Genomic DNA, 17,111 nt, shown 5'->3' with positions numbered 1-17,111 from the left:
CCTTTCCCGTACAGCCGCTCGTCCCGCCTCCGGTACGGCGGTGAGCCCTACGTCCGGTTCAGCTCGAACCAGACCACCTTGCCCGTGCTCAGCCGGGTCGCGCCCCAGCGCCGGGCCAGCCGGTTCACCAGGTACAGCCCGCGCCCGCCCTCGTCCGTGGCGCGCGCCTGCCGCAGCCGGGGCAGCTGCGGCACGTCGTCGCCGACCTCGCAGCGCAGCACGTCGGTGCGCAGCAGCCGCAGCGTGACCGGCCGGGAGGCGTACCGCACGGCATTGGTGACGACCTCGCTGACCAGCAGCTCCACCGAGTCGCTGAGATCCTCCAGACCCCAGCGGGCCAGCGCCCGCCGGGCCAGCTTGCGGGCCTTGCCGGGCGCGGCGTCCTCCGGCTCCAGGAACCAGTACGCCACGTCGCTCGGCGCGATCCCGTCGAAGCGGGCGGCGAGCAGCGCGATGTCGTCGTCCCGGTCGCCCGGCCCGAGCATGTCCAGGACCTCGTCGCACAGCGCTTCGAGCGGCGGCGGATGGTCCGGCCCGGTCAGCTGGGCGGTCGCGGCGAGCTTCTCCCGCAGCTGCTCTATGCCGGTCCACACGTCCCGCAGCCGCGACTCCACCAGCCCGTCGGTGTACAGCAGCAGGGTCGCCCCTGCGGGCGCGTCCAGCTCGACGGCCTCGAAGTCGACCCCGCCGACGCCGATCGGCGCGCCCGGCGGCACCCGCAGCACCTCGGCCCGGCCGCCCAGGTGCAGCAGGACGGGCGGCGGGTGGCCGGCGTTGGCGATGGTGATGCGGTGCGAGACCGGGTCGTACACGGCGTACAGGCAGGTCGCCATGCGGTCGGTGCCCAGGCGCTGGGCCTGCTCGTCGAGGTGGTGCAGCACCTCCTGCGGCGGCAGGTCGAGCCCGGCGAGGGTCTGCGCGGTCGTGCGCAGCTGGCCCATGATCGCCGCGGACGTCATGGAGTGCCCCATGACGTCGCCGACGACGAGCGCGACCCGGCTGCCGGGCAGCGGGATCGCGTCGTACCAGTCGCCGCCCACCCGTGCGGTCTCCGCGGCCGGCAGGTAGCGGGAGGCCAGCCGTACGCCCGTCGGGCGGGGCAGGGTCTCCGGGAGCATCGTGCGCTGCAGCTCGTCGGCGATGTACGCCTCGCGGTCGTACAGCACCGCCTTGTCGATGCCGAGCGCGCTGTGCGTGGCCAGCTGGGCCGCGACCAGCAGGTCGTCCGTCTCGAACGGGATCCGCTCGGGGCGGCGCAGGAACACCGCAGCGCCGATCACCCGGCGCCGGCCGCGCAGCGGCGCGAGGATCGCGCGCTGCCCGCTGGGGATGACCAGGTCGCCGCCCGCGCCGAGGAGTTCGGGCAGCGCGGCCCGCGCGGCGGGGGCGTCGGCGAAGACCGGGCGCACCCCGCGCAGCACCTCGGCGAGCGCGCCGCCGGTGCGCACCTCGCACAGCTCCGCCGCCACCGTGGACAGCTCCGCCAGCTCCCACGGCTCCGGCTGCTGCGCGGCGGGCTGCGGCAGCGGCGCGAAACCGGCCTCGCTGTCCCGCTCCACCGGGATCCGGTCGGTGCGGCGCAGGCGCAGCACCAGCGGGCCGGTGGGCCGCTCGTCGCCGACCGGCAGCGGGTCGCGCAGGTAGACGAGGATCGCGTCGGAGAACGTCGGCACGGTCGCCCGGCACAGCCCCATCACGATCTCGTCGAGGTCCAGACCGCGGGCGATCCGCCGGGTCGCCGCCCCGACGAACCGCAGCCGGTCGCCGTCCCGCCGCATCGGCGTCGGCTGCCCCGGCGAGGGGCCCTGCCCGGTCCGCCGGTCGGGGGTGGCGGGGGTGTTGGGGTCGGTGGCGGCGGCGGGGTCGGCGCCGGACGCGCCCTCGGCGGGCTGGGCGGAGCCGTCGGGCTGCACGGGGATCGCGTCGGGGGCCGGGCGGGGCCGGTGGGTGCCGGTGTCCTCGGCGGCCGGCTGGGCGTGCTCCGGGCCGGCGTCCGTGCCAGTGCCGGTGCCGGTGTCCGGGCCGGTGCTCTGCGGGGCGTCCGGAGCGCGGCCCTGCGGGGTGTCCGGCTTGCGGCCCTGCGCGCAGGGTGCCGCCGCGCCCGGCGGGGTGTCACCCCCGCGGGCCTGCGCCGGGAGCGCGGTCGTGCCCGGCGTGTGCGCGGGCGTGGAGGTACGCAGGAGCGCCCCGCGGGGATCCGCGGGGTCGACGCCCGGCTGGGGACGTTCGTAGGACGTGGGGTGCTCCGTCACGCGTGTCGAATCCATCCGTCAGCGACTGCGCGCCGCGCGTGCAGTTCGTCCCGCCGAAGTGCCGATACCCGCAATACGTGCCCCGGGAACGGAATTCCGGCGTGGTCAGAGGTTGTCACGTCCTGCCGCCCCTCGGTGACATAAGGTCAGACTCGGCGCTCGCGACGGGAGTTGCTGCCGTGCGCCCTTGCGGAGGACGATCCTACGTTTCGTGCCCGGGGGCGCATCAAGGGTCTCATGAGGACACATGCGCGGGCGTACGATCCCAGTCGTCCGGCAGCGGCGGCACGGTCCAGGAGGGATCCGGGCGCCAGTGCTCCCAGCCGTCGCGGAACGGCGGCCCCCACGCGTCGATCACCTCGACGGCCTGCCGCCCGGCCCGCCGGACCCGCTCCGCGAGGGCGTCGTCGACCAGCCCGTCCCGCCGGGCCTGCGCGAACTCGTCCTCGTCCCGCCAGTGCCAACTGCGGTCCGGGTGAACGGAGATGTCCAGGAAGTGGTCCTCGGAGTCGACGCCGCCGGCCCAGCGGGTCAGCGGCTCCTCCAGGTTCACGTACCAGTTCTTGAACCGCCAGCCCGGATCCCAGAACAGCCACACCGACCAGGGCTCGCCGGGCCTGGCCAGTTTCAGTACCCCGGTGCCGAACCAGCGGTCCCGCTGGACGGTCCGCGGCTTGGTGTAGCGGGACGCCAGCGGCTCCTGGTGCACGGGCGTGCCGTCGGTGAGCACCGGCTTGACGCACTCGGTGCCGGGCGCCATCCAGACGGCGAGGACCTCGGGGTCGTCCCGGACGACGGTGACGGGCCGCGCGATGTGGAATCGGGTACCGGCGTTCTCCCGGTAGCGCCACAGGATCCGGCTGCCCGGCGCCCAGAAGCCGCGCTGACCGGCCGAACTCGCCGCCGCCGCACCCGTGTTCGTGCCCTCGCCCGCTGTCGTCACCACATCCCCGTCTGCCATGCACAGATATTAGGTGTCACAGCCATACGACGCTGCGGCGCGCGTCACGGTTCGCACCCGGGCGTGACACGCGCCGCAGCGCCCTCACGGCGTCACGGGCGGGTCATCCGCAGCACGTCCAGCGCCTCGTCGAGCTGCTCGACCGTGAGGGCGCCCCGCTCGACGTACCCGCTCTCCAGCACCACCTGCCGGATCGTCTTCCGCTCCGCGAGCGCCTTCTTGGCGACCTTCGCGGCCTCCTCGTACCCGATGTACTTGTTCAGCGGCGTCACGACGGACGGCGACGACTCGGCGTACTCGCGGGCGCGTTCGCGGTGGGCGGTGATGCCGTCGACGGTCCGGTCGGCGAGCAGCCGGGAGACGTTGGCGAGGAGCCGGATCGACTCCAGGACGTTCTTGGCGATCACCGGCAGCATGACGTTCAGCTCGAAGTTGCCCGCGGCGCCGGCCGTGGCGACGGTGGCGTCGTTGCCGATGACCTGCGCGGCGACCATGAGGACGGCCTCCGGGACGACCGGGTTGACCTTGCCGGGCATGATCGACGAGCCGGGCTGCAGGTCGGGCAGGCTGATCTCGGCGAGGCCGGTGCGCGGCCCGGACGACATCCACCGCAGATCGTTGGCGATCTTCGTCAGGGACACGGCGATCGTGCGCAGCTGCCCGCTGGTCTCCACGATCCCGTCCCGGGCGCCCTGCGCCTCGAAGTGGTCCCGCGCCTCGGTCAGCGGCAGCCCGGTCACGCGGGCCACCTCCTCGATGACCGCGGCGGAGAACCCGGGCGGGGTGTTGATGCCGGTGCCGACGGCGGTGCCGCCCAGCGGCAGCTCGGCCAGCCGGGGCAGCGAGGCCCGCAGCCGCTCGACGCCGTACCGCACCTGCGCCGCGTACCCGGCGAACTCCTGGCCGAGGGTGACGGGCGTGGCGTCCATCAGGTGGGTCCGCCCGGACTTCACCACGTCGGCGAACTCCTCCGACTTGCGGGTCAGGGAGGCGGCGAGGTGGTCGAGGGCGGGGACGAGGTCGCGCAGGACGGCGGCGGTCGCGGCGATGTGGATCGACGAGGGGAAGACGTCGTTGGACGACTGCGAGGCGTTGACGTGGTCGTTGGGGTGCACGTCCCGGCCGAGCCGCTCGCTCGCCAGCGTCGCGATGACCTCGTTGGCGTTCATGTTGGAGGACGTCCCCGACCCGGTCTGGAACACGTCGACCGGGAAGTGGTCGTCCCACCGGCCCTCCGCGACCTCGCCGGCCGCCTCCTGCACGGCCTCCGCGATGTCCTTGTCGAGCACCCCGAGACGCGCGTTCACCTTGGCCGCGGCGCCCTTGATGCGCGCCAGCGCCTCGATGTGCGCGCGCTCGATCCGCTGCCCGGAGACCGGGAAGTTCTCCACGGCCCGCTGCGTCTGCGCCCGCCACTTGGCGTGCGCGGGCACCCGCACCTCGCCCATGGAGTCGTGCTCGATCCGGTAGTCGCCGCCGGTTCCGGTCGTCGTCATCGTCGTACCTCCACGAAGATCAGCGCGGGCTGGACCGAGGCTATTCCCCCTGCGGGGTTCCCGCCGGGAGCGCGGTGAGTCCGGATACGGCGACGGCCCCCGCCCGGTGCCGGGAGGGGGCCGTACGCGCGCGTGGCGGCGCCGGATCAGGCGAGGCCGGGCCCGCGCACCGGGATCGACGTGAACGTCGGGGCCGGTGCGGGGTCCTGGAAGAAGTCGTTGCCCTTGTCGTCCACCACGATGAACGCCGGGAAGTCCTCGACCTCGATCTTCCAGACCGCCTCCATGCCCAGCTCCTCGTACTCCAGGACCTCCACCTTCTTGATGCAGTCCTGGGCGAGCCGGGCGGCCGGGCCGCCGATCGAGCCGAGGTAGAAGCCGCCGTGGGCGTTGCACGCGTCGGTGACCTGCTTGGAGCGGTTGCCCTTGGCCAGCATCACCTTGGAGCCGCCCGCCGCCTGGAACTGCTCCACGTAGGAGTCCATGCGGCCGGCCGTCGTCGGGCCGAAGGAACCGGAGGCGTAGCCCTCGGGGGTCTTGGCCGGGCCGGCGTAGTACACCGGGTGGTCCTTCAGGTACTGCGGCATCTCCTCGCCCGCGTCCAGCCGCTCCTTGATCTTGGCGTGCGCGATGTCGCGGGCCACGACCAGCGGGCCGGTGAGCGACAGCCGGGTCTTCACCGGGTACTTCGTCAGCTCGGCGAGGATCGTGTCCATCGGCTGGTTGAGGTCGATCTTGACGACGTCGCCGTCCGACTCCAGGTGCTCGTCGGTCGTGTCCGGCAGGAAGCGCGCCGGGTCGGTCTCCAGCTGCTCCAGGAAGACGCCCTCGGCGGTGATCTTCGCGACGGCCTGGCGGTCGGCGGAGCAGGAGACGGCGATGGCGACCGGGCAGGACGCGCCGTGCCGCGGCAGGCGGACCACGCGCACGTCGTGGCAGAAGTACTTGCCGCCGAACTGCGCGCCGATGCCGATCTTCTGCGTCAGCTCGAAGACCTTCTCCTCCAGCTCCTTGTCCCGGAAGCCGTGGCCGAGCGGGGAGCCCTCGGCCGGCATGTTGTCCAGGTAGTGCGCGGAGGCGTACTTGGCGGTCTTCAGCGCGTACTCGGCGCTCGTGCCGCCGACGACGATCGCCAGGTGGTACGGCGGGCAGGCCGCCGTGCCCAGCGAGCGGATCTTCTCCTCCAGGAACTTCATCATGGAGGCCTCGTTCAGGACCGCCTTCGTCTCCTGGTAGAGGAACGACTTGTTGGCCGAGCCGCCGCCCTTCGCCATGAACAGGAACTTGTACGCGCCCCCGTCGGTGGCGTACAGCTCGATCTGCGCCGGGAGGTTCGAGCCGGTGTTCTTCTCCTCCCACATGGTCAGCGGGGCCATCTGGGAGTAGCGCAGGTTCAGCTTGGTGTAGGCGTCGTAGATGCCGTGCGAGAGGTGCTTCTCGTCCTCGCCGGACGTCAGCACGTTCTGGCCGCGCTTGCCCATGACGATCGCCGTGCCGGTGTCCTGGCACATCGGGAGCACTCCGGCGGCCGCGATGTTGGCGTTCTTCAGCAGGTCCAGCGCGACGAACTTGTCGTTCGACGACGCCTCGGGGTCGTCGATGATCCGGCGCAGCTGCGCCAGGTGCGCCGGGCGCAGGTAGTGCTGGATGTCGTGGATGGCCTCCGCGGCCAGCTTGCGCAGCGCCTCCGGCTCCACCTTGAGGAACGTCCGCCCGTCCGGTCCCTCGACGGTGGACACGCCCTCCGAGGTCACCAGCCGGTACGGGGTGGTGTCCTCGCCCTGGGGGAGCAGATCGGTGTACGCGAACTCAGGCATCTCAGCCCATTCCTCACTCTGACGGACGGCGGCCCGCCGACGCTGGCGGGCCCGTCCAGCGTAGAACCTGCCGTCGGCGCCGGGCTTGTGAGGTAAGGCTCAGTTCCGCGGCCCGCGGATCGTCCCGGGGCCCGCAGATCACCCTGCCGGGGGACTGTCGCGATCTATCGTGTTTCGCTACGCTGCTGCCGTGGACCTTCAGAAGCAGACCGCACCCACGCCGACCGCCGAGCTGCGCGCCTCCGACGCCGAGCGGGACCGCATCGCCGACATCCTGCGCGACGCCCTCGCCGAGGGCCGCCTGACCGCGGAGGAGCACGCCGAGCGGGTGGAGGGCGTGCTGGCCGCCAGGACGGTCGGCGAGCTGGAGGCCTTCGTCCGGGACCTGCCCGCCGCCCACGCCCGCCGCGCGCCGGGCGCCGTCCCGGGCCGCCCGGCCGCCGGCGCCGTCCCGGCCGACCCGGACGACAACGTGGTGGCGGTGTTCAGCAGCGCCACCCGCCGCGGCCGCTGGCGCGCGGGCCGCCGCATCCACGCGTACGCGGTCTTCGGCAGCGTCGAGATCGACCTCAGCGAGGCCCTGTTCGAGTACCAGCAGGTGGTGATCAAGGCGGTCTCGGTCTTCGGCAACATCGAGATCCGCGTCCCGGAGAACGTCTCGCTGCACGGCACGGGCGGCGGGGTCCTCGGCAACTTCGAGGTGGACGCCCTCGACTCCGGCGACCCGGACGCCCCCGTGGTGTACGTGGAGGGGTGGGCCGTGCTCGGCAACATCGAGGGCCGGCCGCGGCGGGGACGGATCGTCGCGGACATACTCGATCGGGTTCAGCGCAAGGTCGACAAGAATTTGCGCAAACACCTGGACCGTTGACGGATGTGAACACAGAGTCTGCCGGTTCGGAACTCAGTGCATAGGCGCGCGCACAGCGGGTAGGCCTTGCTGCATCGTCTCTCGCTCGCGAAGCCGTCGTCAGGAGTAGACCGTGCTGCAACCGCCGCATTCGTCCCTGCAGGTAGCTGCCGTTCCGGCCCAGCGGGTGCCAGCGCGAGACAGGGATCAAGACGCCCCATGGCACACCGAGGCGGTGTGCCGGCGTGACGAGGCGGGCCTGTTCTTCGCACCCTCCAAAGAACCCACCGCGGCCCGGCTCTCCCGCGAGGAAGCCGCGAAGCGCGTCTGTGCCCGCTGCCCGGTCATGGTCGAGTGCCGCGAACACGCCCTCCTCCAGCCCGAGCCCTACGGCGTCTGGGGCGGCCTGACGGCGGCGGAGCGCCGTGTCGTCCTGGCCCGCCGGCGCCGCCGCGAGATGGAGCTGAAGAAGGCCGCCCGCACCACCGACCGCATAGCGGCAGCGGGCTGACGGCCCTCACGCGAAACACATTCGGCGCCCTCTCCGCACAGAGGGCGCCGATGTGATGTCGGCCGGGGGAGTGCCCCGGGCCGGCCGGGCTACTTCGCCCGGTCGAAGTCGATCGCGCTGTACGCCCGCAGCTTGCTCAGCCGGTGCTCGGAGTCGATCCGGCGGACCGTCCCCGACTTCGACCGCATCACGATCGACTCGGTGAGCGCGGTCTCCGACTTGTACCGCACACCGCGCAGCAGCTCACCGTCGGTGATGCCGGTCGCGACGAAGAAGACGTTCTCCCCGGAGACCAGGTCGTCGGTGGTCAGCACCCGGTCCAGGTCGTGCCCGGCGTCGATGGCCCGCTGCCGCTCCTCCTCGTCCTTGGGCCACAGCTTGCCCTGGATCGTGCCGCCCAGGCACTTCACCGCGCAGGCCGAGATGATGCCCTCGGGCGTGCCGCCGATGCCGAGCAGCAGGTCGACGCCGGTGCCCTCGCGCAGGGCGTAGATCGACCCGGCGACATCGCCGTCGGAGATCAGCTTGATGCGCGCACCGGCCTCCCGGACCTCCTTGATGAGCCCCTCGTGCCGGGGCCGGTCCAGGATGACGACGGTGACGTCCTCCGGCGTGGACCGCTTCGCCTTGGCGATCCGCCGGATGTTCACCGCGACGGGCGCGTCGATGTCCACGAAGTCCGCGGCCTCGGGGCCGGTGACCAGCTTGTCCATGTAGAAGACGGCCGACGGGTCGAACATCGACCCGCGCTCCGCCGCGGCGAGCACGGCGATCGCGTTGGGCATGCCCTTGGCGGTCAGCGTGGTGCCGTCGATCGGGTCGACGGCGATGTCGACCTCGGGGCCGGTGCCGTCGCCGACCCGCTCCCCGTTGTAGAGCATCGGCGCCTCGTCCTTCTCGCCCTCGCCGATGACGACGACGCCGTTCATCGACACGGTGGAGACGAGGGTCCGCATGGCGCGCACGGCCGCGCCGTCGGCACCGTTCTTGTCGCCGCGCCCGACCCAGCGGCCGGCGGCCATCGCCGCGGCTTCGGTCACCCGGACGAGCTCCAGGGCGAGGTTGCGGTCGGGGGCCTCGGACGGGACGTCCAGCTCGGACGGCAAGTGATGATGCTCGGTCATCGGAGCGCACCTTTCTGATACGACGACGGCCGGATGAGGGTGTTCGACCCGACTCTATCGTCAGTCCGACAAAATGAGCAGGGGACCCCACGGATGAGCGGGCCGGGCACCTGCGACGATAGGGGCGTGGCAGGTTCGAACGGCAAGCAGAAGACGGTCCGGGACATGGTCCTCTCCCTGGGCCTGATCATGATCGCGGCGTTGGTGGTCTACCTCTTCATCCCGCACGACGATCACGCACCGGACATCAAGCGCGTCGACTACCGCGTCGAGCTGCTGACGGCACGCCGTGCCGCCTCCTACCCGGTGGCCGCACCCGAGGGCCTGCCGCAGAGCTGGAAGCCGACCTCCGTCCGCTTCGACGGGGCCGACTTCGACGCCTGGCACCTCGGCTACCACGCCCCCGACGGGGAGTACGTGGCGATCGAGCAGTCCACCGACAAGCGCGCGCGGTTCATCGACGAGGCCAGCCAGGGCGCCGAGGCGACCGAGGTGACCCAGCAGATCGGCGGCCGGACCTGGATCCGCTACACCGGCGGCCGGTACGACGCCCTGGTGCTCAAGGACACCCCCGGCGGCTCGACGACGGTCGTCGCGGGCACGGCCTCCTTCGACCAGCTGGCGAAGATGGCCGGGGCGCTGAAGATGGCCTGACCACGGCCCCGCACACGACGAGAGGCCCCCGGCGGTGCTGGGGGCCTCTTCCGTGGGACAACGACGGGGCCGGGCGTCGGTGACGCCAGGGGTCCGACCGTGGCCTGGATCGAGACCTGGACCCAGGGGTGTCTCGGCGAGCGCCGCCGCCTAGCCCTCGCCCGCCCCGTCGGCCGGTGACTCCCCGGCCTTCTCCTCCGCCAGCGCCGCGTCCAGCCGCGCCCGCGCGCCCTCCAGCCAGCGCCGGCACACCCGGGCCAGCTCCTCGCCGCGCTCCCACAGGGCGAGGGACTCCTCCAGCGTCGTACCGCCCGCCTCCAGGCGGCGCACCACCTCGATCAGCTCGTCGCGCGCCTGCTCGTAGCCGAGCGCCTCGTCCACCTTGCTGGTCATCCATCCAACCTAAACATCGACTCGGACAATGAACTCACCCTCGGCCACCCGGGCCCGCAGCGGCTCCTCGGCCGTCACCTCGCCCGGCGCGCGCACCACGTGTCCGTCGGCCTTCTGCAGCACCGCGTACCCGCGCTGGAGCGTCGCCGCGGGGGACAGGGCCACCACGCGCGCGTGCGTGTGCGTCAGCTCCGAGTCCGCGCGGTCCAGCAGATGCCCGAGACAGCGCCGCGACCGCTCCACCAGCGCCGCCACCTGGTCCTCGCGCTCGTCGATCATCCGGTGCGGGTCCTGTATCGAGGGCCGGGCCAGCGCGTGGGCGAGCCCGCGCTCCTCCCGCTCCACCAGCGCCTCCACGGACCGCCGGGCACGGCCGCGCAGCATCCGCACCCGCTCCAGCTCCTCACCGACGTCCGGTACGACCTTCTTGGCGGCGTCGGTGGGCGTCGAGGCGCGCAGATCCGCGACGTAGTCCAGCAGCGGGGTGTCCGGCTCGTGGCCGATCGCCGACACCACCGGCGTACGGCACGCGGCGACCGCGCGGACCAGCTGCTCGTCGGAGAACGGCAGCAGGTCCTCCACGCTGCCGCCACCGCGCGCGACGATGATCACGTCGACCTCGTCGATCTCGTCCAGCTCCTTGACGGCCTGCACCACCTGCGGCACCGCGTGCACGCCCTGCACCGGGACGTTGCGCACCTCGAAGCGGACGTGCGGCCAGCGGTGCCGGGCGTTCTCCAGCACGTCCCGCTCGGCCGCCGAGGCCCGCCCGCACACCAGGCCGATCAGCTGCGGCAGGAACGGCAGCGGCTTCTTGCGTTCCGTCGCGAACAGGCCCTCCGCCGCGAGCGACTTCTTCAGCTGCTCCAGGCGTGCCAGCAGCTCCCCGACGCCCACCGGACGGATCTCGGCGGCGCGCAGCGACAGCTGCCCGCGCGGCGCGTACCACTCCGGCTTCGCGTGCACCACGACCCGGGCGCCCTCGCCGACGACGTCCGCGACGGCGTCGAACACCTGCCGGTAGCAGGTGACGCTGACCGAGATGTCGTACGACGGATCGCGCAGCGTCAGGAACACCACGCCCGCGCCCGGGCGCCGCGACAGCTGCGTGATCTGCCCCTCGACCCACACCGCGCCGAGCCGGTCGATCCACCCGCCGATGAGCCGCGAGACCTCACCGACGGGGATCGGGGTGTCCGCGGACGTGTTGACAGCCATGTCCGCGAGGGTAACGGGCCGCACCGACAACGGAGCCGGGACTGCGCCGCGGCCCGCGGCCCCCGCCGGCCGCCCGGGCCGTCGGATCCGTGCCGGACACCAGGGCCTCCTTCCCGATCACCCCGGTCTCACGGGCGACAGGCCGGGGACGCGATCTCCGGGCCCCCGAACGCGGCCTTACGATGGGGTGCATGACTGCTTCGCCTGGCCGCCGTGTCCTGCTCGCCGCCCCCCGTGGCTACTGCGCGGGTGTGGACCGCGCCGTGATCGCCGTCGAGAAGGCCCTGGAGCAGTACGGCGCTCCGGTCTACGTCCGGCACGAGATCGTGCACAACAAGTACGTCGTGCAGACCCTGGAGAAGAAGGGCGCCGTCTTCGTCGAGCGGACGGAGGAGGTGCCGCCGGGCAACATCGTGATGTTCTCCGCGCACGGCGTCGCCCCGACCGTGCACGAGGAGGCGCGGCAGGGCCGGCTGGCCACCATCGACGCCACCTGCCCGCTGGTCACCAAGGTCCACAAGGAAGCCATCCGGTACGCCAACGAGGACTACGACATCCTCCTCATTGGCCACGAGGGCCACGAGGAGGTCATCGGCACCTCCGGCGAGGCCCCCGACCACATCCAGCTCGTCGACGGCCCCGGCGACGTGGAGAAGGTCGAGGTCCGCGACCCGTCGAAGGTCGTCTGGCTGTCCCAGACCACGCTGAGCGTGGACGAGACGATGGAGACCGTCGACGCGCTGAAGACGAAGTTCCCCGGGCTCGTCTCCCCGCCCAGCGACGACATCTGCTACGCCACGCAGAACCGGCAGCTCGCCGTGAAGCAGATGGGCGCCGAGGCCGATCTGGTGATCGTCGTCGGCTCCCGCAACTCCTCCAACTCCAAGCGGCTCGTCGAGGTCGCCAAGCTGGCCGGCGCCCGCGAGGCCTACCTGGTGGACTTCGCCAGGGAGATCGACGAGGCCTGGCTGGAGGGCGTCACCACGGTCGGCGTCACCTCCGGCGCGTCCGTGCCCGAGGTGCTGGTCGAGGAGGTGCTGGCCTGGCTCGCCGAGCGCGGCTTCGAGGACGTCGAGATCGTCAAGGCGGCCGAGGAGTCCATCACCTTCTCCCTGCCGAAGGAGCTGCGCCGGGACCTGCGCGAAGAGGCGGCGGCGCTGGTCGCCGAGCGCGGCGGGGCGGGCCCGGCCGGGGCGTGAAAAGCGCCGGGCATGGCGTGACTGTCAGTGGTCCGTCGTAACGTAGGGCCATGCAGATCTTCGGCGTGGACATCGGCGGATCCGGGATCAAGGGCGCTCCCGTGGACCTGGACAAGGGCGACCTGGCCCAGGAGCGCCACAAGGTGCTCACCCCGCACCCGGCGACGCCGGACGGGGTGGCCGACGGCGTGAAGCAGGTCGTCGAGCACTTCGGCTGGACCGGCCCGGTCGGGCTCACCTTCCCCGGCGTGGTCACGGGCGGCGCGACGGTGCGTACGGCGGCCAACGTCGACAGGAGCTGGGTCGACACGGACGCGCGGGCGCTGTTCAGCGAGCGGCTGGGCGGCCTGCCGGTGACGGTGGTCAACGACGCCGACGCGGCCGGCGTCGCCGAGATGCACTTCGGCGCCGGCAAGGACCGCCGCGGCACGGTCATCCTGCTGACCTTCGGCACGGGCATCGGCAGCGCCGTCTTCACCGACGGCGTCCTGGTGCCCAACACCGAGCTGGGCCACCTGGAGCTGGGCGGCCACGACGCGGAGAAGCGGGCCTCCAGCAAGGCCAAGGAGGACCACGAGCTGAGCTGGGAGCACTGGGCGCGGCGGGTGCAGAAGTATCTGGCCCACGTGGAGATGCTGTTCTCCCCGGAGCTGTTCATCATCGGCGGCGGCGTCAGCCGCAAGTCCCAGAAGTTCCTGCCCCACATCGAGGGCATCAGAGCGGAGATCGTCCCGGCGCAGCTGCAGAACAACGCGGGGATCGTGGGGGCGGCCATGCGTGCGGCGGAGGTGTAGGCACCACCCCGTCGGCGCGCGGCCGGCCGCCCCGGTCGTCCGGTCCGTGCCCCCGGGTCAGAGGTGGCGGCGGCGTCGGTGGTGGGCCGCCCGCAGCCCCCGGCCGAGGGTGATCACGGCGGCGACGATCGTGCCGCCGTAGAGCCAGCCCGCCTGGGTGGCGAGTGCCGTGACCAGGCCCATCAGCCACCCGCCGACCCCCTCGCCGCCGTCGGCCACCGTCAGCAGACCGGCGGCGAAGGCGATCGGTACGACGACGGGTGCCGTCAGCAGATCGCCCCGGCGCACCCACAGCGCGGTCAGCGCGGACACCGGCAGGAACAGCACGCCGTACACCGTCTCCGACGCCCCGAACAGCAGCCGCACCAGGAACCCGAGCACGATCATCACGGCGGCACAGAACAGCCCGCCGCCGAGGCCGGTCAGCCGGGGGTTGGGCAGCGGCCGCAGTGCGGGGGCGACGGGGGCGGGGGCCTGCCGTGGGGAGGAGGGCCGCCGGGGGCCCGGACCTCCGGCCGTACGGCCCCGGGGGACGGCCCCGGCCGGCCGCCGCGACGGCTGGGGCGCGGCTCCCTGCGGGGCGGGGCGCGGGCCGGGCGTGGTGGGTCGTGCGCTCTTGGAGGCCGGTCGGGGGCCGGAGGCCGCGGGACGCCCGCCGGCGGAGGGCGGACGGGTGCCCGGGGCGGACGGGCGCCCGCCGGCGGAGGGCGGACGCGGACCTGGGGCGGGCGTGCGCGCGTCGTCGGATGCGGGCCGCGCGGCGGGACGCCCTCCGGCGGAGGAGGGCCGCGCACCCGGAGCGCCCGGACGCGCACCGCTCTTCGGCGGCCGCCCGTCGCCGGAGGTCGGACCGGCGCCCTTGGCAGCCTTGCGCGGGTCGGCCCCCGTCCTCCGGGGGCCCTGCCCACCCGGCTTCGCCGTTCCGGACGGGGCCGGGCCCGGCTGGGGTGGCAGGGGCGCGGGCGTGCCGCGGCGCGGTGCGGGCTGAGGGGGGCGCGTCCTGTGCTGCTCCATTGGACCAACTTAGGTCGGTTTATGTGCCGAATCGGGGATCGGACACGCCGTTGGGCAGAGCTTGGCCAGGCGTTCGAGATGCCCGCCCGGCCCCGGCCGGGCACCCCGTAGACTGGTGGATCGGCCCCGCCCGGGAGTCCGCCCTCCACCCTCACGTACGGGAAGTCGCAACGTGTCGCTCACGATCGGAATCGTCGGTCTGCCGAATGTCGGCAAGTCGACCCTGTTCAACGCCCTGACCAAGAACGACGTGCTGGCGGCCAACTACCCGTTCGCCACGATCGAGCCGAACGTCGGCGTGGTCGGCGTTCCGGACCCGCGTCTGACCAAGCTGGCGGAGATCTTCAAGTCGGAGCGGATCCTCCCGGCGACGGTCGACTTCGTCGACATCGCGGGCATCGTGCGCGGCGCGTCCGAGGGCGAGGGCCTGGGCAACAAGTTCCTGGCGAACATCCGTGAGTCCGACGCGATCTGCCAGGTCATCCGCGCCTTCAAGGACGAGAACGTCGTCCACGTCGACGGCAAGGTCTCGCCCAAGGACGACATCGAGACGATCAACACCGAGCTGATCCTCGCCGACCTCCAGACCATCGAGAAGGTCCTCCCGCGCCTCCAGAAGGAGTCCCGGATCAAGAAGGACGTCGCGCCGAAGGTCAAGGCCGTCGAGGAGGCCAAGGAGATCCTGGAGAAGGGCGACACGCTCTTCGCCCACGGCATCGTCCAGGGCAGCGAGCGCGCCGAGCTGCTGCACGACCTGCACCTGCTCACCACCAAGCCGTTCCTCTACGTCTTCAACGTCGACGAGGACGAGCTGACGGACGAGTCCTTCAAGGAGGAGCAGCGCGCCCTGGTCGCCCCCGCCGAGGCGATCTTCCTCAACGCCAAGCTGGAGGCCGACCTGGCCGAGCTGGACGAGGAGGACGCCCTGGAGTTGCTCCAGTCGGTCGGCGCCGAGGAGCCTGGCCTCGCCACCCTCGCCCGCGTCGGCTTCGACACCCTCGGCCTGCAGACCTACCTCACGGCCGGCCCGAAGGAGTCCCGCGCCTGGACGATCAAGAAGGGCGCCACCGCCCCCGAGGCCGCCGGCGTGATCCACACCGACTTCCAGAAGGGCTTCATCAAGGCCGAGGTCATCTCCTTCGACGACCTGGTCGAGGCCGGCTCGGTCGCCGAGGCCCGCGCGAAGGGCAAGGCGCGCATGGAGGGCAAGGACTACGTCATGCAGGACGGGGACGTGGTGGAGTTCCGCTTCAACGTCTGAGCGGATGAAATGACACCAGGTCAGAAGGGGCCGGGCTCGTGGAGCCCGGCCCCTTCGCCGATTGCCGTGCTCTGTCAGGAGCGCTCAGCTGTCGTAGACGGTGGAGCGATGCCCGACGTGCACGACCCACACCACCAGCTCACCGTTGTCGATCGTGTAGATCACGCGGTAGTCGCCCACCCGTAGGCGGCGCCGGTCGGGCTGGGAGACGAGGGCCGTGGTGTTGAACCCCAGCGGGTCGCTCTCCAGCTCGGTCAGCTTGGCCAGGATGCGCAGGGCCATGTCGCGAGGGATCTTCCGGAGTTCGGCCTGGGCCTCGGGTCGGAAGACGGTTCGGTACTCACTCACCGCGCGCCAGGGTCTCCCTCATGATGTCCTCGATCGGGATGCCGGGTGCTCGATTGGCCATGCGCTCGTCGATGATCCGGTTGATCTCGCGCTCTTCCCACTCCTGGTACTTGCGGAGCACTTCGATGGACACCACGGCAGCCACCTGCTTGCCCCGGCGCGTGATCACCGTGGGCACGTCGTCGCGGTCGGCCCGCTCCACGACCTCGGCCAGGTGCGCCCGGACATCGCGGATGGACTCTATGGGCAGCCGTTGTGTCATGCGGCTAAGTGTACCGAGTGTCTCATGTGTACACAACGGCTCGGTTGTGCGCATGGTGCTGGGTGAACCGCAGGCGTGCAGGGGCCGGGCTCATGAGTCCGGCTCCTGCCGCATTCCCTTGCTGCCTCCTGCCGGCTTCAGCTGCCGCGGGGTGGGGTGGTCGCGGGTGCGGTCAGGCCGCCCGGGCGCCGTCCACCGCCGCGCTGGAGCCGAAGGCCTTCACGGCCTGGTAGTAGGTCCAGGCGGTGGAGTCGCACGAGGTCTTCTTCAGGCCGGAGTAGGCGGAGCAGACCCGCTTGAGGTCCGCGTAGAAGGCGTCGTCGAGGCGGGACTTGTTGGTGTCGAACGTGCCGGCCGCCTTGTAGTTGCGGTACCCGAAGTCGTGCCGTGCGCAAGCCGTCTGGAAGGGGAAGCCGAAGGGGTTGTCGGGGGACGTGGTGCAGTAGTCGGTCGACCAGTCGAAGCCGTACGCCGACCACGCACCCTGGTCGGCGCGCGCCGCGAGCCAGGCGTTCTGGCTCTCGGCGCTGGTCTGCGTCCAACTGCTCAGGACCTGCGGCTTGTCGGCAGGCGCGGCGCTCGCGGGGGACGCGACGGCGAGGGCCCCGGCAGCGGCGGCGAGCAGGGTGGCGAGACGGCGACGCATGTGATTCCTCCGGAGGGTGAGCGGCTGCCGGGTGTTTCCCGGCGCGGCAGGCCTCACGCTCGGAGGGGCTGCTATGCGAAGCCTCCGCGGGGGCTATACCGGGTCCTTCGCCGCGCTGCCGGGCGGCCCTCGCCTGACTCACAGGCGGGCGCGAGCGCGGTCCTCGCCTGACTCCCGGGCGGTCGCGAACGCCGCCCCACCGGTCTCACCGGCGGTCGCGAACGCCGCCCCGCCCGTCTCACCGGCGGTCCGCGGTCCCGCAGGGCGCCCGCGCCGCCCTATAGGCGGGAGATAGGACGCGACGGGAACCT

Annotated in this window: 17 protein-coding genes; 6 read left to right on the top strand and 11 right to left on the bottom strand. The window is 72.3% G+C overall.

From position 1 onward, the window contains the following. Nucleotides 1-47: 47 nt before the first annotated feature. From IE308_RS18145 to IE308_RS18130, 4 genes are all read right to left on the bottom strand, one after another. Nucleotides 48-2,267: an ATP-binding SpoIIE family protein phosphatase gene (locus IE308_RS18145; protein ID WP_110630103.1), complete on the bottom strand. Its 2,220-nt coding sequence runs from the start codon at nt 2,265-2,267 to the stop codon at nt 48-50. A 220-nt stretch (nt 2,268-2,487) separates the two neighbouring features. After that, on the bottom strand, nt 2,488-3,213 hold the full coding sequence (fomD, locus tag IE308_RS18140) for a cytidylyl-2-hydroxypropylphosphonate hydrolase (protein WP_190218711.1): 726 nt from the start codon (nt 3,211-3,213) through the stop codon (nt 2,488-2,490). Nucleotides 3,214-3,305: 92 nt separating this feature from the next. After that, entirely contained in the window at nt 3,306-4,709 is a 1,404-nt protein-coding gene (locus IE308_RS18135; RefSeq protein WP_110630105.1) for a class II fumarate hydratase, read from the bottom strand. 146 nt (nt 4,710-4,855) lie between these two features. Then, nucleotides 4,856-6,526 (bottom strand): fumarate hydratase, encoded by a 1,671-nt coding sequence (locus IE308_RS18130; RefSeq protein ID WP_110630106.1) that lies wholly within the window; start codon nt 6,524-6,526, stop codon nt 4,856-4,858. 190 nt (nt 6,527-6,716) lie between these two features. Between IE308_RS18130 and IE308_RS18125 the strand changes: the two genes are divergently transcribed. Together IE308_RS18125 and IE308_RS18120 are read left to right on the top strand one after the other, a co-directional pair. Further along, a complete protein-coding gene (locus tag IE308_RS18125; protein ID WP_110630107.1) occupies nt 6,717-7,397 on the top strand; it encodes a DUF1707 SHOCT-like domain-containing protein in 681 nt (226 codons plus the stop codon). A 112-nt stretch (nt 7,398-7,509) separates the two neighbouring features. Then, a complete protein-coding gene (locus IE308_RS18120) occupies nt 7,510-7,887 on the top strand; it encodes a WhiB family transcriptional regulator (RefSeq protein WP_110630108.1) in 378 nt (125 codons plus the stop codon). A gap of 89 nt (nt 7,888-7,976) precedes the next feature. On the opposite strand, the gene glpX is transcribed toward IE308_RS18120, so the two are convergent. Continuing rightward, on the bottom strand, nt 7,977-9,011 hold the full coding sequence (gene glpX, locus IE308_RS18115; protein ID WP_110630109.1) for a class II fructose-bisphosphatase: 1,035 nt from the start codon (nt 9,009-9,011) through the stop codon (nt 7,977-7,979). 126 nt (nt 9,012-9,137) lie between these two features. On the opposite strand from glpX, the gene IE308_RS18110 reads away from it, so the two are divergent. After that, complete coding sequence (locus tag IE308_RS18110) at nt 9,138-9,665, top strand: DUF4245 domain-containing protein (RefSeq protein ID WP_190218710.1); 528 nt, start codon at nt 9,138-9,140, stop codon at nt 9,663-9,665. A gap of 150 nt (nt 9,666-9,815) precedes the next feature. Here the strand turns inward: IE308_RS18110 and IE308_RS18105 are convergent, their stop codons facing one another. Then, on the bottom strand, nt 9,816-10,058 hold the full coding sequence (locus tag IE308_RS18105; RefSeq protein WP_190218709.1) for an exodeoxyribonuclease VII small subunit: 243 nt from the start codon (nt 10,056-10,058) through the stop codon (nt 9,816-9,818). A 9-nt stretch (nt 10,059-10,067) separates the two neighbouring features. Further along, nucleotides 10,068-11,276, bottom strand: a complete 1,209-nt coding sequence (gene xseA / locus IE308_RS18100; RefSeq protein WP_190218708.1) for an exodeoxyribonuclease VII large subunit — start codon at nt 11,274-11,276, stop codon at nt 10,068-10,070. 182 nt (nt 11,277-11,458) lie between these two features. Between xseA and IE308_RS18095 the strand changes: the two genes are divergently transcribed. Next, nucleotides 11,459-12,475 carry a 4-hydroxy-3-methylbut-2-enyl diphosphate reductase gene (locus IE308_RS18095; RefSeq protein WP_190218707.1) on the top strand — a complete coding sequence of 339 codons (1,017 nt, stop codon included), beginning with the start codon at nt 11,459-11,461 and terminating at the stop codon, nt 12,473-12,475. A 50-nt stretch (nt 12,476-12,525) separates the two neighbouring features. Further along, nucleotides 12,526-13,269, top strand: a complete 744-nt coding sequence (ppgK, locus tag IE308_RS18090; protein WP_190218706.1) for a polyphosphate--glucose phosphotransferase — start codon at nt 12,526-12,528, stop codon at nt 13,267-13,269. A gap of 57 nt (nt 13,270-13,326) precedes the next feature. On the opposite strand, the gene IE308_RS18085 is transcribed toward ppgK, so the two are convergent. After that, nucleotides 13,327-13,656, bottom strand: a complete 330-nt coding sequence (locus IE308_RS18085; RefSeq protein ID WP_373314526.1) for a DUF6542 domain-containing protein — start codon at nt 13,654-13,656, stop codon at nt 13,327-13,329. A gap of 799 nt (nt 13,657-14,455) precedes the next feature. On the opposite strand from IE308_RS18085, the gene ychF reads away from it, so the two are divergent. After that, nucleotides 14,456-15,544 carry a redox-regulated ATPase YchF gene (gene ychF, locus IE308_RS18080; protein WP_190218705.1) on the top strand — a complete coding sequence of 363 codons (1,089 nt, stop codon included), beginning with the start codon at nt 14,456-14,458 and terminating at the stop codon, nt 15,542-15,544. Nucleotides 15,545-15,628: 84 nt separating this feature from the next. Here the strand turns inward: ychF and IE308_RS18075 are convergent, their stop codons facing one another. The 3 genes from IE308_RS18075 to IE308_RS18065 all read right to left on the bottom strand — a co-directional run bounded on the left by IE308_RS18075 (nt 15,629) and on the right by IE308_RS18065 (nt 16,800). Further along, nucleotides 15,629-15,892, bottom strand: coding sequence for a type II toxin-antitoxin system RelE family toxin (locus tag IE308_RS18075; protein WP_190218704.1), 264 nt, complete (start codon nt 15,890-15,892; stop codon nt 15,629-15,631). After that, a complete protein-coding gene (locus IE308_RS18070; protein ID WP_190218703.1) occupies nt 15,885-16,154 on the bottom strand; it encodes a type II toxin-antitoxin system Phd/YefM family antitoxin in 270 nt (89 codons plus the stop codon). Before IE308_RS18070 ends, IE308_RS18075 begins: the two co-directional genes overlap by 8 nt. A 172-nt stretch (nt 16,155-16,326) precedes the next feature. Then, nucleotides 16,327-16,800 (bottom strand): phospholipase, encoded by a 474-nt coding sequence (locus IE308_RS18065; protein ID WP_190218702.1) that lies wholly within the window; start codon nt 16,798-16,800, stop codon nt 16,327-16,329. Between the last annotated feature and the right edge of the window lie 311 nt (nt 16,801-17,111).

The sequence above is a fragment of the Streptomyces griseosporeus genome (assembly GCF_014656055.1).
Taxonomy (GTDB): Bacteria; Actinomycetota; Actinomycetes; order Streptomycetales; family Streptomycetaceae; genus Streptomyces; species Streptomyces griseosporeus.
Note: the sequence above shows the minus strand (reverse complement) of the source record. Positions and strands in the feature narration are given on the sequence as shown.

Bases quoted from the DNA above. Each gene is read 5' to 3' on its own strand.
- IE308_RS18095 (WP_190218707.1), top strand. From the start codon at position 11,459: ATGGGGTGCATGACTGCTTCGCCTGGCCGCCGTGTCCTGCTCGCCGCC.
- fomD (WP_190218711.1), bottom strand. From the start codon at position 3,213: ATGGCAGACGGGGATGTGGTGACGACAGCGGGCGAGGGCACGAACACG.
- IE308_RS18130 (WP_110630106.1), bottom strand. From the start codon at position 6,526: ATGCCTGAGTTCGCGTACACCGATCTGCTCCCCCAGGGCGAGGACACC.
- xseA (WP_190218708.1), bottom strand. From the start codon at position 11,276: ATGGCTGTCAACACGTCCGCGGACACCCCGATCCCCGTCGGTGAGGTC.
- IE308_RS18085 (WP_373314526.1), bottom strand. From the start codon at position 13,656: ATGATCGTGCTCGGGTTCCTGGTGCGGCTGCTGTTCGGGGCGTCGGAG.
- IE308_RS18135 (WP_110630105.1), bottom strand. From the start codon at position 4,709: ATGACGACGACCGGAACCGGCGGCGACTACCGGATCGAGCACGACTCC.
- IE308_RS18070 (WP_190218703.1), bottom strand. From the start codon at position 16,154: ATGACACAACGGCTGCCCATAGAGTCCATCCGCGATGTCCGGGCGCAC.
- IE308_RS18105 (WP_190218709.1), bottom strand. From the start codon at position 10,058: ATGACCAGCAAGGTGGACGAGGCGCTCGGCTACGAGCAGGCGCGCGAC.
- IE308_RS18145 (WP_110630103.1), bottom strand. From the start codon at position 2,267: ATGGATTCGACACGCGTGACGGAGCACCCCACGTCCTACGAACGTCCC.
- IE308_RS18065 (WP_190218702.1), bottom strand. From the start codon at position 16,800: ATGCGTCGCCGTCTCGCCACCCTGCTCGCCGCCGCTGCCGGGGCCCTC.
- glpX (WP_110630109.1), bottom strand. From the start codon at position 9,011: ATGACCGAGCATCATCACTTGCCGTCCGAGCTGGACGTCCCGTCCGAG.
- ppgK (WP_190218706.1), top strand. From the start codon at position 12,526: ATGCAGATCTTCGGCGTGGACATCGGCGGATCCGGGATCAAGGGCGCT.